Annotated in this window: 19 protein-coding genes; 14 read left to right on the top strand and 5 right to left on the bottom strand. The window is 44.4% G+C overall.

Annotated elements, in window-relative coordinates; translation table 11 throughout:
* Nucleotides 1-236 precede the first annotated feature (236 nt).
* Nucleotides 237-938, bottom strand: coding sequence for a 2OG-Fe(II) oxygenase (locus CWC03_RS16655; RefSeq protein WP_088531994.1), 702 nt, complete (start codon nucleotides 936-938; stop codon nucleotides 237-239).
* A gap of 29 nt (nucleotides 939-967) precedes the next feature.
* On the opposite strand from CWC03_RS16655, the gene CWC03_RS16650 reads away from it, so the two are divergent.
* Nucleotides 968-1366 (top strand): acyl-CoA thioesterase, encoded by a 399-nt coding sequence (locus CWC03_RS16650; protein ID WP_138582837.1) that lies wholly within the window; start codon nucleotides 968-970, stop codon nucleotides 1364-1366.
* Here CWC03_RS16650 and CWC03_RS16645 read toward each other — a convergent pair.
* Nucleotides 1347-2432: a hypothetical protein gene (locus CWC03_RS16645; RefSeq protein WP_138582836.1), complete on the bottom strand. Its 1086-nt coding sequence runs from the start codon at nucleotides 2430-2432 to the stop codon at nucleotides 1347-1349. The two genes, CWC03_RS16650 and CWC03_RS16645, sit on opposite strands and share 20 nt — an antisense overlap.
* Before the next feature lie 50 nt (nucleotides 2433-2482).
* The gene (gene uvrA / locus CWC03_RS16640) at nucleotides 2483-5305 is read right to left on the bottom strand and encodes an excinuclease ABC subunit UvrA (RefSeq protein WP_138582835.1); all 2823 of its coding nucleotides are present in this window, start codon (nucleotides 5303-5305) and stop codon (nucleotides 2483-2485) included.
* Nucleotides 5306-5485: 180 nt separating this feature from the next.
* On the opposite strand from uvrA, the gene CWC03_RS16635 reads away from it, so the two are divergent.
* The 4 genes from CWC03_RS16635 (at nucleotide 5486) to CWC03_RS16620 (ending at nucleotide 10251) form a co-directional block, all read left to right on the top strand.
* Nucleotides 5486-6232, top strand: coding sequence for a substrate-binding periplasmic protein (locus CWC03_RS16635; RefSeq protein ID WP_138582834.1), 747 nt, complete (start codon nucleotides 5486-5488; stop codon nucleotides 6230-6232).
* Nucleotides 6233-6370: 138 nt separating this feature from the next.
* Entirely contained in the window at nucleotides 6371-7738 is a 1368-nt protein-coding gene (locus CWC03_RS16630; protein WP_138582838.1) for an MFS transporter, read from the top strand.
* A gap of 17 nt (nucleotides 7739-7755) precedes the next feature.
* Entirely contained in the window at nucleotides 7756-8409 is a 654-nt protein-coding gene (ssb, locus tag CWC03_RS16625) for a single-stranded DNA-binding protein (RefSeq protein ID WP_138582833.1), read from the top strand.
* 255 nt (nucleotides 8410-8664) lie between these two features.
* Nucleotides 8665-10251 carry an EAL domain-containing protein gene (locus tag CWC03_RS16620; RefSeq protein WP_138582832.1) on the top strand — a complete coding sequence of 529 codons (1587 nt, stop codon included), beginning with the start codon at nucleotides 8665-8667 and terminating at the stop codon, nucleotides 10249-10251.
* 21 nt (nucleotides 10252-10272) lie between these two features.
* Here CWC03_RS16620 and CWC03_RS16615 read toward each other — a convergent pair whose 3' ends face one another.
* On the bottom strand, nucleotides 10273-11184 hold the full coding sequence (locus CWC03_RS16615) for a 1-aminocyclopropane-1-carboxylate deaminase/D-cysteine desulfhydrase (RefSeq protein WP_138582831.1): 912 nt from the start codon (nucleotides 11182-11184) through the stop codon (nucleotides 10273-10275).
* A gap of 299 nt (nucleotides 11185-11483) precedes the next feature.
* On the opposite strand from CWC03_RS16615, the gene CWC03_RS16610 reads away from it, so the two are divergent.
* The 9 genes from CWC03_RS16610 (at nucleotide 11484) to tldD (ending at nucleotide 24151) form a co-directional block, all read left to right on the top strand.
* Complete coding sequence (locus tag CWC03_RS16610) at nucleotides 11484-13496, top strand: SUMF1/EgtB/PvdO family nonheme iron enzyme (RefSeq protein WP_138582830.1); 2013 nt, start codon at nucleotides 11484-11486, stop codon at nucleotides 13494-13496.
* A gap of 67 nt (nucleotides 13497-13563) precedes the next feature.
* Complete coding sequence (locus CWC03_RS16605) at nucleotides 13564-14607, top strand: rod shape-determining protein (protein WP_010376642.1); 1044 nt, start codon at nucleotides 13564-13566, stop codon at nucleotides 14605-14607.
* The gene (gene mreC, locus CWC03_RS16600) at nucleotides 14607-15449 is read left to right on the top strand and encodes a rod shape-determining protein MreC (RefSeq protein WP_138582829.1); all 843 of its coding nucleotides are present in this window, start codon (nucleotides 14607-14609) and stop codon (nucleotides 15447-15449) included. The genes CWC03_RS16605 and mreC overlap by 1 nt, the downstream gene beginning before the upstream one ends.
* On the top strand, nucleotides 15442-15921 hold the full coding sequence (gene mreD, locus CWC03_RS16595; RefSeq protein WP_010376646.1) for a rod shape-determining protein MreD: 480 nt from the start codon (nucleotides 15442-15444) through the stop codon (nucleotides 15919-15921). Before mreC ends, mreD begins: the two co-directional genes overlap by 8 nt.
* Nucleotides 15921-16487, top strand: coding sequence for a Maf family protein (locus CWC03_RS16590; protein ID WP_138582828.1), 567 nt, complete (start codon nucleotides 15921-15923; stop codon nucleotides 16485-16487). The genes mreD and CWC03_RS16590 overlap by 1 nt, the downstream gene beginning before the upstream one ends.
* A 3-nt stretch (nucleotides 16488-16490) precedes the next feature.
* The gene (rng, locus tag CWC03_RS16585) at nucleotides 16491-17963 is read left to right on the top strand and encodes a ribonuclease G (RefSeq protein ID WP_010376650.1); all 1473 of its coding nucleotides are present in this window, start codon (nucleotides 16491-16493) and stop codon (nucleotides 17961-17963) included.
* Between the two features lie 14 nt (nucleotides 17964-17977).
* Nucleotides 17978-21907: a YhdP family protein gene (locus CWC03_RS16580; protein WP_138582827.1), complete on the top strand. Its 3930-nt coding sequence runs from the start codon at nucleotides 17978-17980 to the stop codon at nucleotides 21905-21907.
* Nucleotides 21900-22715, top strand: coding sequence for a carbon-nitrogen hydrolase family protein (locus CWC03_RS16575; protein WP_138582826.1), 816 nt, complete (start codon nucleotides 21900-21902; stop codon nucleotides 22713-22715). Before CWC03_RS16580 ends, CWC03_RS16575 begins: the two co-directional genes overlap by 8 nt.
* Nucleotides 22712-24151: a metalloprotease TldD gene (gene tldD / locus CWC03_RS16570; RefSeq protein WP_099030718.1), complete on the top strand. Its 1440-nt coding sequence runs from the start codon at nucleotides 22712-22714 to the stop codon at nucleotides 24149-24151. Before CWC03_RS16575 ends, tldD begins: the two co-directional genes overlap by 4 nt.
* Here tldD and CWC03_RS23670 read toward each other — a convergent pair.
* Nucleotides 24129-24314 (bottom strand): hypothetical protein, encoded by a 186-nt coding sequence (locus CWC03_RS23670; protein WP_249314061.1) that lies wholly within the window; start codon nucleotides 24312-24314, stop codon nucleotides 24129-24131. The genes tldD and CWC03_RS23670 overlap by 23 nt on opposite strands.
* Nucleotide 24315: the final 1 nt, after the last annotated feature.

The following is a 24315-nucleotide window of genomic DNA, read 5'->3' as shown; positions in this document are numbered from 1 at the left end:
GCTAGGTTGATGCGGGAAAGTAGCTTTAGTATCAAGGCAAAAATTTTGCTATTTAGTTGTTCTAAATGAGAAATTTTTAACGAAGCTAATATGCTATTTCACCCTTCAAATTGATTAGAGAATTAATTCAATTGGTATTAGCCCATTCCTTATCCAAACCTCAGGTTAAATAAGTTCTGTGGGGTCTGTTGATCTTGCAAGCTTGAGTTCAACAGCCCCTGAATTGTAGAGATAGCTTATTTGGGCGTTCCATAGAGTTGCTCTGCTCTATTAAATAACACCCATGAAGTGAGTATATACTTATCATTAGAAACTGGAATGTTGCCTCTATGTGTATGTGTAAAATACCCTGGCGCTATCACCATAGAGCCTTTTACTGGGGCAATTTTACGCTGTTGATAATAAAACTCGGTCTCGCCACCTTCCTCGACATCGTTAAGGTAGAACATAAATAACAGCACTCGGTGTAAAGCTTCATTATGGTCATGTTGAGGGTAGACTTCGCTATGCCAATAGGGATAGCCGCCTTTATTTATTTGATAGCGCTGGGCTTGGATAGCACCCAAGCGAAACAGCTGCTGAGCAAGGACCGGGAGTTGTGGCTTGCCGACTTCTTCAAAGTTATCCACAGTGAGGTCGACAGGCTCACCAGTTTTGGGGTGATACACTTTAAGTCCAAATGCACCGATGATCATAAAGAAATGTTCTTCAAGGTATTCAAATAAGTGTTTTGCCGTAACTTGTTGAATGTGCTGTAACTGTTTGGCATAGTCAGGGTAGGAATTTAAATAAAGGTCGTGACTGACTTTTTTACTCAAGTCGACACCGCCAGACGTAGTCCCCTGTTTTAAATGTGGGCTTTGATCGAAGGTCTTTACGAATTCATCGCAAAAGTCTGAACTGAGTGCGTTATCGTAAACGCGAATAAAATCACTCATGTTTTTCCCTAGTTTTTATTGGAGTTATTATGCTGTCTGAAAAGCTTATGCCGCGTTTTTGTGATACAGACGTGCTTGGACATATCAACAATACCGTACTCCCAGTGTGGTTTGAAGCCGCGCGCACACCTATTTTCAAAATATTTACACCAGATTTAAATCCAAAAGAGTGGAAATTGATTGTTGCCAAAGTCGAAGTCACCTTTAAAGGGGAGCTGTTTTATGGTCTGGAAGTCGAAATAAAAACGGCTGTTGAACAGATTGGCAACAGCTCATTTGTCATTTTGCAGCAGGCTTGGCAGCATGGAGAGTGCTGTGCTGAAGGTAAAACTATTATGGTGCGATATGACTTTGCGGTTAAGCAATCTCAACCGCTGAGTCAGCAAGAGCGCGATGCGCTAGATACTTTTATGGTTTCTGCGGTTTAAACTGATGACCAATTGCCGCTGAAATGCAAGGCTTTACCGTATAGGTGTAGCCGTATTCCGCGGTGTTATCCGGCATGATCTCCAAGATCTCATAATCGTTTAATTCAACAATATTACTGCCTTCGCTGTGTTCGCAACGTGAGTTTCCGTCAGATTCAAAGCGAAAGATAAAGTAAGCCAATATTTGGTTAAGCACCTCGTTATAGTTTTTGCCTTGCTCATACAAATCTGGATTGGGATCGTTATTAATAGATACCGTTAACGACTCCGGCTCATCTGCCGTGGACTGTGCTTCATCTAGTTGTGAATTATCGCCGCTCATGTCGGCCACTCGCGGTTGAGTTTCCGACGACCCTTCGTTTTCTTCTGCTGATCGTGATTCTTTCGCGTTGGCATGGAAAGAAATCCCGTCCTCATCTATTTTGAAATCAGAAGAAAACTCAGTAAATGCGGTTGAAGCACCGGATTTAGCGATGCCGAGCACCAAGAAAGCCAATAAAACAAAACACATGATCAACCTGATGATTGCTGTTGTTGCTGGATAACGATAGTGGTTCTGATGCCAAAAAGGCTTTATACGTAATGGTTTAAGCAGGAAAAGTACAACGACATAGCATGTCATAAAGAGTTGCGCGAGAATTAACAAGAAGGTACTGGTAATAAAAAACCAAGTAGGTAACGATAACAACACACTCAAATTATGTGTGTAAGGGAAATTATCCGTGCTGACCCCAGTTAAATCATTGATACGGCCATCAGCTTGCACTAACACAAAGTTAGCGATAAAGGCATAAAATAACAGTATCAGTGCTTTACCTGGCACACTTTCCCAAAAGGTCATGATCCTTGGCCAGAATTCATAACATAGCGCCGTTACTGTGGTTATTAAGATCAAAAAAGCGGTGAAGTTATCATCTTCAGTTTCACTCAAGCTGAACATAAAAATGATAAAACTAACTAAATAATAGCGTTGAGCCAGTGTTAGGCTTTGCCAAAATTGGCCGATGGAAAAGCGCAGCCTTGCTAGGTACGCGGTTAAGTTTTTTGGCGCGAGAAGTTGATGCATAATAAATGAATTTGTAATTATTATGCACCAATAATAGAGACTTTTAGAAATTAAGACAATAAGGGCTTAAGGTACTTACCTGTATGCGAAGCCGCAAAGTCTGCCACCGTTTCAGGCGTACCTGAGACGAGTATTTGACCACCTCCAGCTCCTCCCTCTGGACCTAAGTCTACAATCCAGTCTGCGGTTTTGATGACATCTAGATTATGCTCGATAACCAACACGGTATTACCATGATCGCGCAAACGATGTAATACCGCGAGTAGCTGCTGAATATCATGGAAGTGCAGACCTGTGGTTGGCTCATCGAGAATGTAGAGTGTTTTACCAGTATCTCTTTTTGATAACTCACGTGCGAGCTTAACACGCTGTGCTTCACCACCGGACAAAGTCGTGGCGGCTTGCCCTAAGCGAATGTAGGAAAGGCCAACGTCCATTAAAGTTTGAAGTTTGCGATTGATCGCGGGAATTTTATCAAAAAATTCTCGAGCGTCCTCAACGGTCATTTCCAACACTTCGTGGATATTTTTACCTTTATACAGCACTTCTAGTGTTTCACGGTTATAGCGCTTACCAGTACAGACATCACAAGGAACGTAGACATCCGGTAGGAAGTGCATTTCTACTTTGATAACGCCATCGCCTTGGCAGGCCTCACAGCGACCACCCTTAACATTAAAACTAAAGCGGCCAACCTTATAACCGCGTGAACGCGATTCTTGTGTTCCTGCAAATAATTCGCGGATAGCAGTAAAGATCCCGGTGTAAGTTGCTGGGTTCGAACGTGGTGTGCGACCGATTGGACTTTGATCAATATCGATAACTTTATCGAAGTGATCTAGCCCATGAATTGACTCATACGGTGCAGCTTCTTGCGTTGTTGCACCGTTTAATTCCTGATGGGCAAGCTTGAATAGGGTGTCATTAATGAGGGTAGACTTACCTGAACCAGATACCCCTGTTATGCAGGTCATTAGACCAACTGGTACTTTTAAATCGACACTTTTTAGGTTGTTGCCCGTTGCGCCTTTAAGCTCAAGCCACTTGTCATCACATTGATGACGTTGCGTTGGAACTTCAATGCGTTTTTCGCCACTGAGATATTGCCCTGTTAATGAGTCTTTGCTTTGCATTATCTCATCGCGAGTTCCCTCAGCGACGACATAGCCGCCGTGTACGCCGGCGCCTGGGCCTATATCTATGATGTGATCGGCAGCACGAATGGCATCTTCGTCGTGTTCTACCACAATCACGGTGTTGCCAAGATCTCTTAAGTGCGTGAGTGTTTTAAGTAAACGGTCGTTATCGCGCTGATGTAGACCAATTGAAGGCTCATCCAGTACGTACATTACCCCCACGAGACCTGCGCCGATTTGGCTTGCAAGACGGATCCGCTGAGCTTCACCGCCAGATAAAGTATCGGCACTACGCTCCAAAGAGAGGTAGTTTAGGCCAACATTGATCAAAAATGATAAACGATCGCGGATCTCTTTGAGTATTTTGTCCGCAATTTGGGCTTTTTGGCCAGTGAGTGCTAAGTCGATAAAAAATTGACTGGCTTCGCCGATACTCATCGTTGTTACGGTTGGCAGGTTAGTCGAGCCGATAAACACATGGCGAGCTTCTTCGCGCAGTCGTGAGCCATGACAACTTGGACACGCTTGGCTGGTTTGATATTTGGCAAGCTCTTCTCTTACTGAACTTGACTCCGTTTCCCGATAACGGCGATTCATGTTGTTTAATACGCCTTCGAACTCGTGATTGCGGGTGATAAGATCGCCTCTGTCATTACGATACTTAAACGCGATTTTAGTTTTGCCTGAGCCTTCTAAAACCACTTTTTGAAATTTACTCGGCAGATCCTGAAATGGCGTTTCTAAGTCAAATCCATATTGCTCGGCAACCGAACTTAGCATCTGAAAATAGTAAAAACTGCGTTTATCCCACCCTTTGATTGCACCGCCAGACAAGCTTAGTTCTGGGTTTTGCACTACACGTTTGGGATCAAAATACTGCATTACCCCTAAACCATCACAGCTTTGGCACGCACCTGCTGGGTTATTGAAAGAAAACAATCGTGGTTCAAGTTCGCTCATGGCATAGCCACAAGTTGGACAGGCGAAGTTGGCCGAAAAGATCAGTTCGTCTGCGTCGCTATCATCCATATAGGCGATTTGCGCAATGCCATCAGCTAAATCAAGCGCGGTTTCAAAAGATTCGGCTAACCGTTGCTCAAGTCCTGCTTTGACTTTAAAACGATCCACCACGACTTCTATGGTATGTTTTTTCTGTAATTCTAGCGTTGGAGGATCTGAGAGATCGCATACCTCGCCATCAATACGCGCACGAATAAAACCTTGGCTTGCAAGCTCTTCTAACAGTTTTACGTGCTCACCTTTACGGTTTTTCACCACCGGTGCAAGTAGCATAAGTTTGCTACCCTCTGGTAGTGCCAATACCGTATCAACCATTTGGCTGATAGTTTGTGCGGCTAACGGTAAATCATGCGTAGGGCATCTCGGTTCACCCACTCGAGCAAAGAGTAATCTTAAATAGTCGTATATTTCGGTAATGGTTCCCACGGTTGAGCGTGGGTTGTGAGAAGTTGACTTCTGCTCAATGGAAATCGCCGGAGACAAGCCCTCAATGTGATCCACATCTGGTTTTTCCATCAGCGATAAAAACTGCCTCGCGTACGCAGACAAAGACTCAACATAACGACGCTGGCCCTCTGCGTACAAGGTGTCAAATGCTAAAGACGACTTCCCTGAGCCAGAAAGGCCTGTGATCACTATCAACTTGTCTCTTGGAATGGTGAGTGAAATGTCTTTTAAATTGTGGGTGCGGGCACCCCTAACTTCTATTTTATCCATACGACCCTTGTGTTTTTTCGTGCGCTGTACTGAGTACGCGATACTAATCCACTAAATTGAAACCTGGATCAGTCAAAGCATGATGTGAAGTGAACAGATTACCGCATCCCGAATACAAAATTAAGTTATCTCTGCTAAACGAACTAAACTTATTAAACCGATCAACTTGGGATATTGATTTTGTATCGACTTTTATTGCTTTTGGCGCTGCTTTGCCAAAATGTCTTCGCCTGTGAGCTGGTGGTGCGGTTTGAGAATTATGCGGCGCAGTCTAAATTAAATGACAACCTTGTTTGGCACGGTATGGACGTTGATTTCGCAAAAGCCTTGTTAGATGAAGCTGAGTGTAGTTATCGTTTCGTAAGTATTCCTTGGGGTCGGGCGCTGAAGCTATTAGAGGAGGGCGATATCGATCTTATTTTGAGCGTTACAAAAACACCAATACGTGAACAGTTTGCCTATTTTATTGGTCCTCAACGAATGGAAACCATTGTTTTTGCAATGAATTCAGGCGAGCCTCACCAGCTTGACTCACTTGAGTCGTTATTCCATCTGTCAAAGCCCATCGCTATTCAGCGTAATGCTTATTATGGTGAAGCATTTACAGCTCGTCTTGCGCGTCGTGTCGACAGTGAAACGCAATTTATCTATGTACCAGACAATCAGGTGAAACTGAATTTGCTCAAAAAGGGACGGATTGCAGGGTTTTTAGAAGAAAAATTCAACATCCTGTATCAAAATAAAAATAACCCTGATTTTGAAAAGTTTGCTATTAGTCCGTTGGTTATTAACGAAAGCCCAGTATATTTTGCTTTTAGCAAGGCACGCACAACGAGCGAGCGTTTGCAGCGTTTGAGTCAAGCATTTGAACGGGTAAAACGTAGCGGGAAGTTAGAGCAGATCGCGGTTAAGTACGACGTTCATTAGCGTTTTTTCTTTCGGAGCAAGCCGCTCAAATTCATGATGTTAATAACCGCATTGCAAAGATCCGCTCGCGCTAGTGTAAGTTAAGAAAAGAGTTTGTTAAACTTGCGCGTGATTTTCGATAGTGATGAATACCGCCTTATGTCTAATGACTCTTTAAACCCGACAGAAAAGCGCGCCGCGATTTCTCTTGCTGGTGTTTTCGCTTTCCGCATGCTCGGTTTGTTCATGCTGATGCCTGTGTTGGCTGTTTATGGCCAATCTTTACAGGATGTTTCACCATTGTGGATTGGTTTGGCGATTGGTGCTTATGGTTTGACTCAAGCCGTACTACAGATCCCTATGGGTTGGTTGTCTGATAAGTTCGGCCGTAAGCCAATCATTATAGGTGGTTTACTGGTGTTTGCCTTGGGGTCCGTTATTGCAGCCTTAGCGGATTCAATCTATTGGGTAACGTTTGGTCGAGCGCTACAGGGGATGGGCGCGATTGCAAGTGCGTTACTTGCGCTTGCTGCGGATTTGAGCCGCGACGAGCAGCGTCCTAAGGTAATGGCGGTCATTGGCATGTGTATTGGTATGAGCTTTGCGGTAGCCATGTTGTTAGGGCCAATGATTGCGGCGTCTTTTGGTATCGCAGGGATCTTCTGGTTGACGGCAGCATTGGCTATTATAGGTATCGCGATTATTACTTTTATGGTACCAAATGCGGTAAATAAAGCCCCAAAAGGCGACACAATAGCAAGCTTTGCAGATATTCGTCGCCTGGTGCAAAACCCACAGCTACTGAGGCTTGATCTTGGGGTGTTGCTATTACATTTGACGCTGACTACGATTTTTGTAGCCTTACCAGGTCAGTTAATCCGTGACGGCCTTGCTGCAGATAGTCATTGGCAACTCTATATTCCGGTATTTTTACTCGCCTTTATTTTGATGGCACCGATGATGATAGTGGCGATCCGCAAACAAAAAGAAAAGCAGACATTCTTGCTGTCTATTGCAATGCTAGTGGTAAGCTCAGTTACCTTATATTGTTTCGTAGATTCACTTTGGGTGATCGCAGCTGCTATGCTGGTCTATTTTATTGCCTTTAATTTTCTTGAAGCAACTATGCCTGCGCTGGTTTCTCGCATTGCTCCAGCAAACCAAAAAGGCTCGGCGATGGGAGTGTTTTCATCGGGCCAGTTTCTAGGTGCATTTATAGGCGGCGCTTTGGGTGGTATCTTGGCACAAAATTTTGCGGTCGATACGATATTTGCCGCAACGGCTATTATTGGGGTAATATGGTTTGTTATCGCATGGGGTATGCAAGTGCCACCTAAGAGCAAAGCGATCAGCTTAGTTTCTGCTGTAGAAAATGAGCAACAAGCGACGGAATTGGCAGACCAATTGGTTTCATTACCAGGGGTACTCGAGGCCACGGTAGTAAGCGATGAAAATCGCAGCTACCTAAAAGTAGATGATAAAATTTTTGATTTGAAGCAAGCCAAGCAAGTGCTGGGCTTGTCATAGTGTGAGGAGACAATGCCATGGCACGTGGTGTTAATAAAGTAATTTTGGTAGGTAATCTGGGCCAAGATCCTGAAGTTCGCTATATGCCAAACGGTAACGGCGTGGCTAACATCAGCATTGCAACTACGGATAGCTGGAAAGATAAAAACACCGGTCAATTGCAAGAGCGCACAGAATGGCACCGTGTGGTGTTGTTTGGCAAACTTGCGGAAGTTGCGGGTGAGTATTTAAGAAAAGGCTCGCAGGTGTACATTGAAGGTCGTCTACAGACTCGTAAGTGGACAGATCAAAGCGGCCAAGAAAAGTACACAACAGAAATCGTGGTGGACATGGGTGGCCAAATGCAAATGCTAGGTGGCCGTGGCGAGCAGCAGGGTCAAGGTGGTGGCCAGTACCAAGGCGGTCAACAGCAGCAAAGTAATTATGGTCAGCAAAGCTATAATCAAGCGCCCCAGCAGCAATATTCGCAGCCACAGCAAAGCCAGTCAAACCAACAGCAAGGTGGATTCGCACCACAGCAATCGCAACAGAATTCTCAGCAGTCTTCTGGATTTGGCGGCCAGTCTCAAGGTGGTTTTGCACCACAACAGAACCAAAACAACGGTCAATCAGGCGGAAGCTCAAACCCTATGGAGCCACCAATTGATTTTGATGATGATATTCCGTTCTAATTTCTGGTGTAGCATTTAAGAAAACCCTAGCATCATGCTGGGGTTTTTGTTTTTTACTGGTATAAATATTTCTAAGAAAATAAGGAAGAGTAAGCTTAGATAAAGCTTACCACCTTGTACGATTAATAAACTTAACACATTTCTAGTTTTGGCTCAGTTGCTTATCCTTTCTGTACAATTAAAAGCCGCATCTTGCTTGAGTTTTGCACTATTTTGAACAACACTTCAATTATCTTTCCACCCAATAAAAACATTATGCCAACTCAGCTGTTAGATGGATTTAGTCGTCAGTATAAAAAGAAGCTAGTCGCGGTCTGTTTAGCGGTGTTGTTGTGTCTAAATTTCCTTCTTAATCATTTATTGCACCTTCAGGTTCACACTCAAGGAGAAGAAGCCGCGGCTGAAATTTCGCAGCTATCGGCTGAAGCTTTTGCTACGAGAGTAAGTGTAATAGCTACTAAGTATGGTTTTTCGCCGTTACCGATTGCGAATGCAGAAGAACATCAATTTGTTGCCAATGATCAAACCGTTACCTTGTACCATGAATCTATATGGATAAGTCATGGATATATATTAATATTTTTCAATTTATTGTCGATTGGGCTCGTGTTATTCGTACACCGGTGGTGGTTTTTATACGGCAAGGCTGAGTCTACCTCACATGCGCAGAAGCCTGTGGCTTTACCAGGCCCCACTCCTGAAGGGCAGTATGCATTATTTGCGTTAATCCATTGGCAGTGCAGTACGCCTGAAGAAGTTGATTTGCAACTACACTTTCAGCTTGCGCTGGTTAAAGGCGTTGGAGAGTTTGGGACGGTGGCAGTTAAATATCTAGCTTCAGGGGCATTAGCCGTGACAGTAAAGCAGATAGGGGCGACTAAAGGCATGGACTTGGCAAAGCAAATGCACGAAATCGTTTACAGAGTACTACTAGAGTTTCGAGGGGATTTATCTCGCAGCAAAGTGAAGCTTGGCGCTTGTTTTTATCAGGAAAATAAACAACAGACACAGGTTTATCAAAGCGCAAAATCAGCGCTCTCAATTGCGCAAAATCAAGTGTGGCAACATATTCATCTAGTTCATCTTACTGAGTTATTGGCAAAACGCCTTAATGAAGACGGTGAGGCTTTGCTTAGTTATCTGAAGGCTGGACAGTTTTCTTTGTTCTTCCAGCCGTTGTTTGATTTTTTAGCCGAAGACGTAATTGTAAGTGAAGCGCTACTGAGGGTGACTCACAAAGAAATGGGAAGAATTTCGGCCAAGCAGGTGATGCAACACCTTTATACCCCAGAGCAATTTCAGTTTCTGGATAGAGCGATAGTGAAGCAGGTATTATCTGTCTATGAGCAGGAAAGGAGTTTTGGAAAGGTAAGTATTAACTTACATATCTCGAGTTGGGTGGATAGTCAATTTATTGATTGGCTAGAAGGGCAGATCACTACATCTCATAGTGGTGCGGCAATAGGGTTTGAGCTTAGCATAGAAGAGGTCTATCAACATGGAGAGCGGTTGTTAGCTGCTTTTGGTAGGTTGAATCGACTTGGGTGCGATATTTATTTGGATAACGTTACACAGGTTATTACACTGGGGCGCTCGCCACTTGCCGAGTTGGTAAAAGCTATCAAGCTCAGTTACGAACTGGTACACGGCATTGAAAAGTCTGCGTATCGTAAACGAACAGTAAAACAAATCGTCGCTCAAGCGAGGAGCTTGGGTATCCCAGTATATGCAGTGGGGATTGAAACCGTTGCTGAATTGAGTTGCATCAAAGGGCTTGGAGTGAAAGGGGCTCAGGGGCATTATTTTTCCGCACCATTACAACAACTCGCTGATATTCACTAAAACGTTAATCGCATGAGCTGATTAAGTCGACTTTTGATTGTCCAGATATCTCAAACCATCTAATCCTTGTAAACCGCCGGTATGGATTGCGGTGATCACACTGCCTTTATTGAAGTATCCTTGTTTAGCCAAAGTGAAAATAGCGTAAAACAGTTTCCCTGTGTAAATAGGCTCTAGAGGCAAACGATATTTTACCTTCATTTCATGACAAAAACTCAGCAATTCAGGCGTAGTCTTGGCGTAACCTCCGTGGTGAAAATCATAGAGTAGCTGCCATGGCGCACAGCGCTGAATTGTGATTAATTCATGTATTTCCTGTGCTAGGTATTCAGCACCTTTTAGTACCGTAACACCTAAAACCTGCGTGTGGTTAGGTAATCCCGAGATTAGTCCTGCCACTGTGCCACCACTGCCCACTGCCGTCATCACATAATCACTTTGAGGCAAGGAATGCGCTAACTCTTCAACGCCTTGCAGTGCAAGTGCATTAGTGCCGCCTTCTGGTATGAGATAAGCATTATTAAACTTGGCTTGCAGAGTTTGAATGTATTCAGGTTGATTTCTTTGCCGATATTCGACTCGACTCACGGGATGAAGTGTTAGCCCACAAGCGCTTGCCATTTTTAGCGTTGGGTTGTGCCGGTCAATCTCTGGGCCTCTAACAATTAGGTGACCTTTGATTGCGAAAAGTTTGCACGCCATGCTAGTAGCATATAAGTGATTGGAAAACGCCCCGCCAAAAGTGACTAACTCTTCAAGGCCAGCTTGCTTTAGGTGGAGTATGTTGTATTTTAGCTTACGCCACTTGTTTCCTTGGATCACAGGATGGAGCAAATCATCACGCTTAACCTGCAACGTTAAACCGTATTTATCCAATGTCGGGTGGTGAATAGTTTGGATTGGTGACTCGGCGATATTGGTGATGGTTTGCATGATGAAATCAGTCTGATATTTTTCACACTATAATAAATAACCCAAGCGTTTCACTCCAGAGCTTATCATACATCCTTGATTACCTATCTTCTATTTTGGACTCGAATTAGTAACACATCGCGATGTTAAAGAAAAATAGACAAAATCTCAGCTAAAAACTGGCAAGACGCTGGTTAATAGTTGTAAACTCAGATATTAATTGTGCAAAGCTTGTGTTTTACTTTGTAAGTACATAGCATAGAGCCCTAACTATAAGAAATAACAAGACCAAACAATTGCCGCTGTTGGGAATGGAACATATGCGAATTGCTCCTTTAACTTTTATTGTCTCGGCCTCGATCCTGGCCATGGGTACTGTTGCTCAAAGCGCTATGGCGCAAGATACTGCGACGGTCACTGCCATCGAGTCTGAATTGTCTAATAAGCAAAGCGAATTAGACAGATACTCGGTCGTTTTAGAAAAGCACCTAGCAGAGGAAACGCGTCTGCAGTCTCAACTTGAGTTATTGAGAAAACGTTCAGGTGAGTTAGACAAAGAAAAAAATCAGGCCTTAGATGCAATGAATGAGTTGTATCGTCGGCTAATTGATGATCCTTCCATTGATATTTCTTCTGCGCAAACGCGTTATCAGCAAGCAGTGGCAGATCACAAGCAGAATAAAGAAGACATTGCGATGCAGATTGCGGCGATTGCATCACAGCGTAAAGATATTGAGCAAGTCCGCGTAACTAAGCACACCTTAGTAAATACGCTTGAAAACTTAAAAGATCAGCTTGGCACAGCGCGAGTAGAGCGACTACGTAATGAGTTTACTCGTGAAGGTACGCTAGAGGTAGACCACACGATTAACTGTAAGCGCACAGAAACCTTGGCGGCTTGTGAACAGCGTGGTCAGCAAATGGGGCTTCAAAAAGCAACTAAGCGCTTTATTGATCAGATTTTTGCAAACCTAACCGAGAGCCGTGTTGTTGAGCCAAAACGCAATATGGCTGGCGCGCAGGTTCAAGTGGTGAGCAGCCATGTTGTAAATAGTGGATTTAGTGGACAAGGCAACTACAACGTTAACCTCAGTGTGACGATGCGTGGTGATGTAAATAGCAGTCGTTTATGTAACTTGTTGAGCTTAGACAATCGTTATTGTGCTGAGTATGGCACTCCGCTTGCCGTAAATTACCAGTCTAACTACTCGAGCGTCTACAGTGATAATCAACTGACTTTTTCGGACAAGCAAAGTGAGCCAGTTGAAGTTGCGACTATTACAAAGCAGCCTGTTGTGGAGACCCCTCTTGTAAAAAAGTCACAAACGGCTGATAAAACAGTCGAGTTAACTTTAAGATCAAATGTTTACGACGATGAAGTGTTTATTAATGGAGTCAGCTACGGCGCGACAAAAACGACAGTAGCAATTCCTGCCGGATTTTATGATGTTGAGATCCGTAAGTTAGGTTATGAACCTTATAAAGCACGCATTAACCTACGAGCTGCACAAACCATTAATGCGAAATTGGTGAAGAAACGCCAATCGGTAACGTCTGTTGTAACGAAAAAGCCTGCGTCTGAAGCGCAACAAGTACAGGTGGTCGCTGTTGCAACTACCGAAAATGAGCTAGCTATTATCCCTGCGGGCACTTTTAAAATGGGAGACCTGACAGGGAATGGTTTACCAAATGAGCGTCCCATTGTTGAAAAAGTGTTGAGTCATTCATATGCCATGCAGAGCACTGAGGTTACAGTGGCGGCTTTTCGCCGTTTTGCACAAAGCACTGGATATAAAACCTTAGCCGAACAAGGTAAAGGCTGCGCATACTATAAAAATGGCGAACCGGTTTGGGAGCTTGAATATAATTGGGAAAACCCAGGTTACGAGCAATCAGATAATTTTCCCGTTGTGTGTGTTGCTTATGACGATGCCAAAGCATATGCCAACTGGTTATCTGGCGAAAAAGGGCAGCAATTTAGATTACCCAATGAAGTTGAATGGGAATATGCGGCGCGTGCAGGCACTGCATCTGAGTATCCATGGGGTAATGAAATCGGAAGAAACCTAGCTAATTGTGGTTGGTGTGGCAGTGAGTGGTCTAATAAAAGTCCTTCACCAGTTGCCCAATTTTCACCGAATAGCTATGGCTTATATGATACTGTAGGAAACGTCTGGGAGTGGACGCAAAAGCGTGCTTCTCAGAGCGATGTTACAGTGCGTGGCGGTGCATGGAACTTCGCACCGAGTTTGGCTCGAGTGTCAACTCGCTTAGCGTTAGCGCCAGATTTTAGAGCGAATTATATAGGTTTTCGACTTGTTCGAGAGCGATAAGTAGTAAATTAAGAGCAGCAGGTGATGCTGCTTTGTTTGACAGAATTCTGAAAGGTCACCCAGCCTCATGTTTAAAAAATTACGCGGATTATTTTCTAACGATCTCTCTATCGATTTAGGGACGGCAAACACACTTATTTATGTAAAAGAAGAAGGCATCGTACTGAATGAGCCATCGGTGGTGGCAATTCGTCAGGAGCGAGCTGGTGGCCCAAAAAGCGTTGCATCAGTGGGTACTGCGGCTAAGCAAATGCTAGGCCGAACGCCGGGTAACATTAAAGCTATTCGCCCGATGAAAGATGGGGTGATTGCAGACTTCTATGTAACAGAAAAAATGTTACAGCACTTTATCAAACAGGTGCACAATAATAACTTTATGCGTCCAAGCCCTCGTGTACTTATCTGCGTACCTTGTGGTGCAACGCAAGTTGAAAAACGTGCAATCCGTGAATCCGCAATGGGCGCCGGTGCGCGTGAAGTGTACTTAATCGAAGAGCCAATGGCGGCTGCAATTGGTGCTGGCCTACCAGTATCTGAAGCGACGGGTTCAATGGTTGTTGATATTGGTGGCGGTACGACGGAAGTCGCGATTATCTCACTGAATGGTGTGGTTTATTCGTCTTCAGTACGTATCGGTGGTGATAAGTTTGATGAAGCGATTATCAACTATGTACGTCGCAACTTTGGAAGCCTGATTGGTGAAGCGACGGCTGAGCATATCAAACATGAAATAGGCTCTGCATTTAAGAGTGAAACGCCGATTGAGATTGAGGTTCGCGGCCGTAACTTAGCTGAAGGGGTGCCACGCTCTTTCACACTCAACTCTCATGAAATCTTAGAAGCGTTACAAGAACCTTTGATGGGAATTGTAAGTGCAGTAATGGTTGCGCTAGAACAGTCTCCACCAGAGCTTGCCTCTGATATTTCTGCCCACGGCATGGTATTAACAGGTGGTGGCGCATTACTCAAAGACTTAGACCGTTTGTTGATGGAAGAAACCGGTATTCCAGTGGTGGTTGCCGATGATCCATTAACTTGTGTGGCAAGAGGTGGTGGTAAAGCGTTAGAGATGATAGACATGCACGGTGGTGACGTATTTAGTTACGACTGATGAATTTATTATTTGGCCGAACCGTTCCCTTACAACTGCGACTTACTGTCGCAGTTGTGCTTAGTATTATTCTGATCATTGGTGACCGCTACACGGTTGGTGGGACTATGGTGCGAACCAGTTTAAATACTCTGGTCAGCCCGCTACTGTACGTTGCTAACCTTCCCTATGAAGCGTTCAACTTAGGCCTGAAAAGTCTCAATACCAGAGAAAAGCTGCAGCAAGAAAACCAAGCACTCAGAGAAAAACAATTAATACAGAGTGAGCAATTACAACAACTGCAGTTTTTGCAAAAAGAAAATCAAGAATTGCGCGCCTTATTAGGTGCGTCGGCTAGGGAAACCAATCAACGTTTAATATCTCAAGTGTTGTCTGTTCATTCGAATCCTTATAGCCATCAGGTGGTGATTAATCGCGGCACTATTGATGGGATAAGTGAAGGACAGGCTGTTATTGACGAAATGGGCATTGTTGGGCAGCTAACTCAAGTCGGTACAACGACCTCAAGAGTGCTGCTTATGACAGATACTACTCATGCGACACCGGTCAGAATATTGCGTAATGACGTTCGCACTGTGGTTGAGGGGACGGGTAAAATCAATAGTGTTCGCCTTGCTCATGTGCCGCATAGTATGGATATTCGCATTGGTGATGTGTTGGTCACTTCCGGGCTTGGTGGTACTTTCCCCGAAGGCTATCCGGTGGCTGTAGTTACTGAGATAGACAGAGACGAAGGCCTACCGTTTGCACAAGTACAGGCAGAGCCGATTGCGCAACTAGATCGCATTCGCTTACTTGTGGTGTTAGGTAAACGTAGCCAAGAGGCAATTAATCATGAGTAAACATAGCAACTTATTGATTGCATTGAGTGTCTTTGTTGCGTTAATCATGGCACTTATGCCATTGCCTTTTTCACTTGAACCATTTCGTCCTGACTGGGTATTATTGGTGCTGATGTACTGGTCTTTGGCCGTTCCTCACCGTGTGAATATTGGTTGGGCTTGGATGACTGGCCTGATAATAGATTTAGCGATGGGGGCGCCACTCGGGGTGAACTCGTTGACCTATTCCATTTGTATTTATATTACCGCCAGCAACTTTCAGAAAATTCGTAATTTCTCCATCTGGCAGCAAGCAGTGCTGATAGGGCTCTTTCTCGCGCTCTATCATTTGTTACAATTTTGGCTTAATCATTTCTTGCTTGATATCTACTTTAACCCGCATTATCTGTGGCCTGCGGTTACGGGCATGGTGTGCTGGCTGTGGATATTCCCACTGCTGAGAAAATATCGTAGACAGTTTAGGATCAGATAATGTCTATCTCTTTATATTTAGCTTCGGCTTCTCCGCGTCGCAAAGCGCTACTTTCTCAGCTGGGCTATTCGTTCGAGCAATTTAGTGTTGATGCAGATGAAAGTCCACTAGACGATGAAACCGCATTACAGCTTGTGGAGCGCTTAGCGTGTTTAAAAGCGCAATCAGGTGTGGCGTTAGGGTATACCGATAGGCCGGTTCTTGGCAGTGATACTGTGGTCGTCATTGACGGGGAAGCGCTTGGTAAGCCTCGTGATAAAGCGGATTTCAAAGCGATGATGCAACACCTTTCTGGTAATACGCATCAGGTGATGACTGCGATTGCACTTGCAGATACAAGCAAAGTACTGAGCGATGTGATTGTGACCAATGTGACTTTTAAAACGCTGAGTGAAACTGAGATAGATGCCTACTGGGACACCAACGAGCCACAAGATAAAGCGGGTGGCTACGGGATCCAGGGGGTAGGTGGACGCTTTGTAACTGAGATCCAAGGTAGCTATTTTGCAGTTGTCGGCTTACCTTTATATGAGACAGACGAATTAATTCAACGGTTTTTAAAATAAAATATGAGTAGCGAACTACTAATCAATGTCACCCCAAGTGAAAGTCGCGTAGCCTTAATCGAAAATGGGGTGCTGCAAGAAGTTCAAGTTGAACGGATCGGTAACCTCGGCATCGTCGGTAATATTTATCTTGGCAAAGTAAGCCGAGTTCTTCCTGGTATGCAGGCTGCTTTTGTCGACATCGGCTTGGAAAAAGCGGCGTTTCTACATGCGTCAGATATCGTAAACAGCGCTTCCATCGAAGAGGGGGTGGCCGAGTCCCCAGTTAAGAAAGTGCAGGATATTCGTGAGCTGGTTAAACAAGGCCAGTTCATTATGGTACAAGTAGTCAAAGATCCGCTTGGCACAAAAGGCGCTAGACTGACAACGGACATTACTATTCCTTCACGCTATTTGGTGTTTATGCCAGATGCTACGCATGTGGGAGTGAGTCAACGTATTGAAACCGAACAAGAGCGCGACCGATTAAAAGAAATCGTTGCACAATATAATGACGAAAATGGTGGTTTTATCGTTCGTACCGCTGCTGAAGGTGCTTCGGAGGCAGAGTTACAGCACGATGCGGAGTTTTTGAAAAAGCTTTGGCAAAAAATAGTGACTCGCCGCCGTAAAACGAGTAAAGCAAAAATTTTGCACGAGGATCTTACCTTAGCATTTCGCACCTTGCGTGATTATGTTGGTGAGGACATGGAGCGTATCCGTGTTGACTCAAAGTTAACTTACCAAGAGCTAAAGCTTTTCACTGAAGAGTTTGTTCCCCAACTTGCAAGTGCACTTGAGTATTACCCCGGTGAACGCCCCATTTTTGACTTGTTTGATGTTGAAACTGAGATCCAAAAAGCACTACATCGCAAGGTTGAGTTAAAGTCTGGTGGCTACCTTATCATTGACCAAACGGAAGCAATGACAACGGTTGATGTCAATACTGGCGCGTTCGTTGGCCATCGTAACCTCGAAGAGACGATTTTTAATACCAATGTTGAAGCGACGTCAGCAATTGCGCGGCAACTAAGGTTACGAAACCTTGGTGGTATCATTATTATCGACTTTATTGACATGGTATCTGACGAGCATAAACGCCGAGTATTGCACTCTTTAGAAACTGCGTTGTCTAAAGACCGAGCGAAAGCCAATATCAATGGACTATCTGCACTTGGGCTTGTAGAAATGACCCGCAAGCGCACGCGCGAAAGTCTAGAACACATTCTTTGTGATGTGTGTCCATCTTGCTCCGGTCGTGGTTCACTAAAAACGGTCGAAACCGTTTGCTATGAGATCCTACGAGAAATCGTGCGTGTGAATCGTGCTTATGATGCCGACAAGTTTATGGTTTACGCCTCGCCAGCGGTGAGCGAAGCCTTGATCAACGATGAGTATCATAATTTAGCTGAGCTTGAATTATTTATTGGTAAGCAGGTTAGCATTCAAACTGAGAGCTTATATAGCCAAGAGCAGTTTGACGTAGTAATGATGTAATAGGGTAGCGGTACATGCAGGCTAAGGCCGTCTGTTTTTTCTGCCTGCGTAAAGCGTGGCAAATCTTTGCGATCACTTTAGTGACACTCGCGGTGCTGGTGTCTGCGCTGAAGTACGTCTTGCCCTATGCTAATGATTATAGAAGTAACATCGAAGCGCTGATCCAAAAGCAACTGAATGTTGATATTAGTATTGGCCAGATCAGTGCGAGTTGGGAAGGTAATGGGCCTGCCTTGGTGTTGGAATCGCTCTCTTTTAAAGATAATAAAGACTCGCCAATTTCCATTAATATCGCCAAAACCTCATTGCAGCTCAATGTATTTGAGTCTGTACGACAAATGCAGATCGCATCTAACTATTTTGTACTGGAAGGGTTTGAAGCCGATATAGATCTGAGCAAGTTAAACGCGTCTCAAGATCAAGGTGCTTTTGAGCAGCAAGCATTAATTGAAAGCCTTTTCTTAGGTGATGTTGGGCATTTTGCGGTGCAAAACAGTCGTCTAAATATCACCTTTTCTAGTGGTAAGACCCACAGTTTATTACTAAAAGACTTGGTGTGGCAAAACTCTAGCGCATTACATGAAGGTGCGGGAGAAATTGCATTACCTGGATTTTCTCAAGGCCAGTTTAATGCTCGTCTTTCTTTGTCGGGACGAAAGCTACGTGAATTGGCGGGGAATATTTATATATCTGCGGATAAGGTGAATCCGGTCGATTGGTTAGAAGAGCTTATCACCTTAGCGCACCCAAACCTAAAAGCAGACATCAATGCTCAGCTATGGCTAGGTTTTGAGCAAGGTACATTGCAAGATATCACCGTGGATATCAAACCCAGTAGCTTGACTTGGCAAGAAGATGAAAATCAGCGCACGTTAGCATTAGACGATGCGCAATTTCTGTTAAAGCCAGATCAGCAAGGTTGGTGGGTGCAAAGTAGTGGTATCCAGTTTAGTCGCAATCAAGAAGCGCTTGATCCTATTTTATTTGAAGCGAAATGGCATAAAGATAACAAGACCTTTTGGCTAAAGGATATTAACGCCAACTTTTTAGCTGAGTTAGCACAACTTGCTAAATTCCCTGGGCGAGATTTGTTGTATGGTATGAATCCCAATGGTCAACTGAGCGCAGCAAAATTCAGCCTTGGTACTAATAATGCTTTTTCGGCATGGGGGGTCATTGAAGAGATAGCTTTTGAGCCATTTCAAGGGATCCCAGGTATTTATGGTACCAGATTAGAGGTGAATGCGACTGATGAGCAAGTTAGGCTCAATTTAAGTGCTGAACAAACTGAACTGCTATCAAAAGAGACCTTCAAAGATAATATTAAGCTCCAGCAGCTCAGTGGCGATGTCTATATTCGCAATCAACAAGCACGAGGCTGGCAAGTTTCCAGTCCCAACTTTTGGCTTAGCAATCAAGATGTAGCGTTAGCCACAGAGTTTTCCTTGCAGTTATCTGATGACCCTCGGCTTGATTTATATGCGGAGCTACTCGGTGGGCGTGGAGAGATCGCTTCACAGTACTTTCCCATCAGCATAATGCGTAAAAGCTTAGTCGATTATTTAGAAGTGGGGATCCAAGGTGGTCAGCACTTACAGACACAAGTCTTACTAAGTGGCGCGCTTTCACAATTTCCATTCGCTGATAAGCAAGGTCAGTTTGAAGTTAAATCACGTTTGAGTGATGTTACTTTTGGTTTTGCGCCGGATTGGCCTAGCGTTACTTCGGGCGATGTCACACTACACTTCGAAAACGAAAGAATGGATATCTACGCACACCGTGGAGAACTTGTTAATCAAAGTATTGATGAGGGTGTCGTTGTGGGTATTGCGGATCTAAATCACGCTGATGTACTGACTGTTGATATTAGTCACTCCACAGAAGCGAGCACGTTACAGCCTTTCTTTGCGGCAACGCCGCTCGCAGATCCGCTCGCGAATATATTAGAGATTGTTCAAGGTAAAGGTGATGCAAAAGGGGATGTGCAATTGGCCGTCGACCTGCACTCAGGTGCAGTAGATGCTAAAGGTGACATCTACCTAGACAACAATTCTATTTTCTTGGCAAAGCCTGGCATGCAACTACAGCAAGTGAAAGGTCTGGTTAGCTTCGATGATGACACTATCAAAGTGAATAATTTGTCTGCTAAGTGGTTGGACATGCCTTTGTCGTTGGACTTATCCGGGAGCGGAGATAAGCAAAGTTATCAAGTAAAGGCCAAGGTCAGTCTTGAAGCAGGGATAGAACAACTGCAACCGCACGCAAACGGAATTATTGATGGCTACTTTGAAGGCAATAGTCTGCTGAGCACTGAGCTTATCCTTAATTTTGCCGATGCAGGATTTAACTATAAAGCCAAATTTGCGAGTGATTTACGGGGCATTGCGAGTCATTTACCCGATCAATTCGGCAAACCTGCTGCTCAAGCTAAACTGCTAAGCGGTACAGTATTAGGGGATGATATTTCGAATCTTGTTACGGCAAGCCTAGATAATCAATTGTATTTTAATGGCATCATTGAAAATGGATCCGGTGCGATGCGTAATGCACACCTAATAATTGGCAGTAAAGATGAAGGCTTAAATGCATCCGGTTTTGATATCACAATCAAACAACAAGAAGTCGAGCTACTGCCTTGGTTACCACTGATCAACCGTATTATCAAAGCGCCAAGTTCAGGTTCCGAAACTGCATTTCTACCAGCACTGAACCAGGTAAATGGCGCTTTCTCAAAAGTAACATTCTCAGAGATCCCTTTCCATGATGTTGACTTTACTATGGCCGCGATTGACGGCGCGATGCAGCTTAAAATCAATAGTAAAGAAATGCGCTCACAAGTGGCTATTCCAGCGTCAAACTCAAGTCGGCCTATTCACATTAATAGTGATTATTTACGTCTAAATTTACCTAAGACAGAGCCGCAAGCGCAAGAGACAGTGGAAAAAGACGTTCACTCATTAGATTGGTTGTTGAGCTTACCTGCAACCGAATTTGTGTGCGGTGACTGTAAAGTTGATGAATATCAGTTAGATCAGGTCAATATGTCGCTGTTTGGGGATGGTAATAGACTCAATATCTCAGAGTTAGTGATTGACAAAAAAGATCATAAACTCAATGCCAGTGGCCGGTTTGAGCAAGGTAAAACGACGCTAAGCGGCGCGCTAAACAGCAATGACTTTGGTGAACTAACGGATGAGTTTGATATTACTTCGACAATTAAAGACTCTCGCGCCAACATAGATTTTGCCCTCAATTGGCAAGGCGCGCCATACGAAATGGATTTACCTAGCCTAGGAGGCGAGTTAACTTGGCGCTTAGGAGAGGGCCACTTGGCAGAAATAAGCGACAAAGGAGCACGTGTCTTTTCATTGCTGAGTTTGGACTCTTTGATCAGAAAGTTACGCTTGGACTTTAGAGATGTGTTTTCTAAAGGTTTTTTCTATAACAGTATGAGTGGTTCGGTGCAGCTAACGAATGGTATTGCGATCACTGAAGATTCGAAGCTTGATGGGGTGCCAGCTGATCTAACGATACGTGGCTATGCCGATCTCAATACTCACGAAATTAATTATGATTTAGCCGTCGCACCACAAGTCACTTCGAGTTTACCTGTGATTATGGCATGGGCGGTGAATCCTGTGACGGGGTTAGCTGCACTGGCATTAGATAAGGTTATTCACTCGGCGCGAGTGATCTCTGAGATTAATTTTAAAATCACCGGAACGATGCAAGAGCCAGTGGTTACCGAGGTTGATCGTAAGAGTAAAGAAATTGAGTTACCCAAACCGGTTGTGCCTCCTAGTGAAGAGGCTATGCCAGATGGAGTTGATGAGAATACCAGTAAAGAAGCATCAGCATTGAGCTCAGAATCACATCCAAGTGCTACACTTAAGCAAAGTGAGCAACCTCTTGTGTCGCAAAATAAGGAAAGTGGTAATGGCTAAGGTGATTGCATTGCCAATGTGCTCGGCTAAAGCACCCCAAACAAATATAGATTGCCTTAAAAACCAGCTGGCTAAATTAGTGGTTGAAGAGCCAACCTTAGTCTGTTTACCTGAAACTTGGCTGGCGTTTTGCGACAATGCGCAACAGACTTGGGAATACGCACAGCATAATGAAGCACTGCTCCAAGAGCTCTCAGCGCTTTGTCGACAATATAACATTTGGTTGGCGGCAGGTACCATCGCGATACCAAGTCAGAACGATAAATATCTGGCTGCGAGTTACTTATTTAGTTCGAGTGGTGAAATCGTAGCACGCTATAATAAGATCCATCTGTTTGACGCCGATGTGAGTGACAAAACTAAACAATATCGAGAGTCTGAGCGAACAGAGTCTGGACAGGATGTCGTGGTAGTGGATAGTCCATTTGGCAGAATTGGATTAAGCGTATGTTATGATCTGCGTTTTCCCGGTTTGTTCCAAATGATGAGGGCGAAGGGAGCTGAGCTATTTTTAGTCCCGAGTGCTTTTACCTGTGCAACGGGCAAGGCACACTGGCAGCCATTATTACAGGCGAGGGCGATAGAAAACCAATGCTATGTAGTTGCAGCCGCGCAAGTAGGCTGTCATGAAAATGGCCGAGAAACCTATGGACACAGTTTAATTGTATCGCCTTGGGGTGAAGTCTTAATCGACTCTGGTGCGAGTTTAGAGCCCATTTCACAGCAGCTAGATAGCGCGTTTCTTGATTCGATCCGGCAAAAAATGCCGGTTGCGGATCATAACCGATTTAAAAGTGAGTTTTTATGAGTAATGTAGAGCAGAATTTACTGACCAATAGCCAGCTGACACGTGAGCAATTATCACAGACTCTCGAGTATATTCATCAGCACAAAGTAAATTATGCCGATCTGTACTTTCAATCAAGCTACCACGAAACTTGGGTGCTGGAAGACGGCATAGTCAAAGACGGCAGCTACAACATCGAACGTGGTGTTGGTGTGCGTGCAGTGAGTGGTGAGAAGACTGGCTTTAGTTATTCTGATGCCATCAATATTGAAGCCTTAACCAAAGCTGCAGAAGCTGCGCGTAGCATTGCGCAAGCTGGCGAAAGCAGTAAAGTCCAAGTATTTAGCGATGTAAAAGCACCCATTCAATTTCAACCAGCACAGCCAATTACCAGCATGAGTGATGCGGATAAAGTGGCATTACTTAGAGAGATTGAACAGTGTATTCGCGATTTAGCACCTGAGGCGCAGCAAGTGGTAAGTTCGCTGTCGGCGGTATATGAAGAAGTGTTAATTGCCGCAAGCGATGGCACATTTGCAACTGACATTCGCCCGTTAATACGTTTAAATTGTTCGGTACTCCTTGAGAAAAATGGTCGCAGAGAGCGTGGTAGTGCCGGTGGTGGTGCGCGTTTAGATTATGGTTATTTTAAAGAGTTAGTAGACGGTGCACCGAGATGGATGCAGTTTGCCAAAGAAGCTGTGCGCCAAGCACGCGTGAATCTTGAAGCCATTGATGCACCAGCAGGTGCGATGCCTGTGGTGCTCGGTTCTGGTTGGCCGGGGGTTTTGTTACACGAAGCTGTTGGACATGGCCTAGAAGGTGATTTTAACCGTAAAGGTGCCTCTGCATTCAGTGGCAAAATAGGTGAACAAGTCGCTTCGAGTCTTTGTACTGTGGTGGATGATGGCACGATAGCCGACCGTCGCGGCTCTTTGAATGTGGACGATGAAGGTACGCCAGCGGCATACAACGTACTGATTGAAAATGGTATTTTGAAAGGCTATATGCAAGACAAGCAAAACGCGAGCTTAATGGGCGTGGCGCCTACAGGTAATGCGCGTCGTGAGTCTTATGCCCATTTACCGATGCCGAGAATGACAAATACCTACATGCTTGCGGGTGAGCACAGTCAAGAAGAGATCATTCGTAGCGTAGATAAAGGCATTTTTGCTAGTAACTTTGGCGGTGGTCAAGTGGATATTACCTCCGGTAAATTTGTATTCTCAGCGTCTGAAGCCTACTTAATTGAGAATGGTAAGATAACCCAACCAATTAAAGGCGCAACGCTTATAGGCAATGGCCCAGAGGTGATGAAAAAGGTCTCTATGGTAGGCAATGACCTTGCGCTTGATAGAGGCGTTGGGGTATGCGGTAAAGATGGTCAAAGCGTCCCTGTGGGAGTCGGCCAACCGAGCTTGAAGATTGATGAAATTACTGTCGGTGGCACAGCGTAATACTACCTGCGATAACCAGGGCCTGTTGATCTTTGCTGTTTGATTTTTGTTCTCCTGAGTGTGTTTTGGTCGCGACGCTCGACTTGCCGCCTAGTAATCTAGGCAAAAGTTGAGCAACAATAAACAAAGCGCACTCAGCTGAACCCCTAGGGAAGCGACTGATT

Origin of the sequence: Pseudoalteromonas sp. S2755 (assembly GCF_005886535.1) — a bacterium.
GTDB lineage: Bacteria > Pseudomonadota > Gammaproteobacteria > Enterobacterales > Alteromonadaceae > Pseudoalteromonas.
This window is presented reverse-complemented; position numbering and strand designations above follow the sequence as displayed.

Excerpts from the sequence above, each read along its gene's own strand:
- CWC03_RS16655 (WP_088531994.1), bottom strand. The coding sequence starts at position 938 with ATGAGTGATTTTATTCGCGTTTACGATAACGCACTCAGTTCAGACTTT.
- CWC03_RS16580 (WP_138582827.1), top strand. The coding sequence starts at position 17,978 with ATGCAGGCTAAGGCCGTCTGTTTTTTCTGCCTGCGTAAAGCGTGGCAA.
- rng (WP_010376650.1), top strand. The coding sequence starts at position 16,491 with ATGAGTAGCGAACTACTAATCAATGTCACCCCAAGTGAAAGTCGCGTA.
- CWC03_RS16575 (WP_138582826.1), top strand. The coding sequence starts at position 21,900 with ATGGCTAAGGTGATTGCATTGCCAATGTGCTCGGCTAAAGCACCCCAA.
- uvrA (WP_138582835.1), bottom strand. The coding sequence starts at position 5,305 with ATGGATAAAATAGAAGTTAGGGGTGCCCGCACCCACAATTTAAAAGAC.
- ssb (WP_138582833.1), top strand. The coding sequence starts at position 7,756 with ATGGCACGTGGTGTTAATAAAGTAATTTTGGTAGGTAATCTGGGCCAA.
- mreD (WP_010376646.1), top strand. The coding sequence starts at position 15,442 with ATGAGTAAACATAGCAACTTATTGATTGCATTGAGTGTCTTTGTTGCG.
- tldD (WP_099030718.1), top strand. The coding sequence starts at position 22,712 with ATGAGTAATGTAGAGCAGAATTTACTGACCAATAGCCAGCTGACACGT.
- mreC (WP_138582829.1), top strand. The coding sequence starts at position 14,607 with ATGAATTTATTATTTGGCCGAACCGTTCCCTTACAACTGCGACTTACT.
- CWC03_RS16610 (WP_138582830.1), top strand. The coding sequence starts at position 11,484 with ATGCGAATTGCTCCTTTAACTTTTATTGTCTCGGCCTCGATCCTGGCC.
- CWC03_RS16620 (WP_138582832.1), top strand. The coding sequence starts at position 8,665 with ATGCCAACTCAGCTGTTAGATGGATTTAGTCGTCAGTATAAAAAGAAG.
- CWC03_RS16645 (WP_138582836.1), bottom strand. The coding sequence starts at position 2,432 with ATGCATCAACTTCTCGCGCCAAAAAACTTAACCGCGTACCTAGCAAGG.
- CWC03_RS16615 (WP_138582831.1), bottom strand. The coding sequence starts at position 11,184 with ATGCAAACCATCACCAATATCGCCGAGTCACCAATCCAAACTATTCAC.
- CWC03_RS16590 (WP_138582828.1), top strand. The coding sequence starts at position 15,921 with ATGTCTATCTCTTTATATTTAGCTTCGGCTTCTCCGCGTCGCAAAGCG.
- CWC03_RS16605 (WP_010376642.1), top strand. The coding sequence starts at position 13,564 with ATGTTTAAAAAATTACGCGGATTATTTTCTAACGATCTCTCTATCGAT.
- CWC03_RS16650 (WP_138582837.1), top strand. The coding sequence starts at position 968 with ATGCTGTCTGAAAAGCTTATGCCGCGTTTTTGTGATACAGACGTGCTT.
- CWC03_RS16630 (WP_138582838.1), top strand. The coding sequence starts at position 6,371 with ATGTCTAATGACTCTTTAAACCCGACAGAAAAGCGCGCCGCGATTTCT.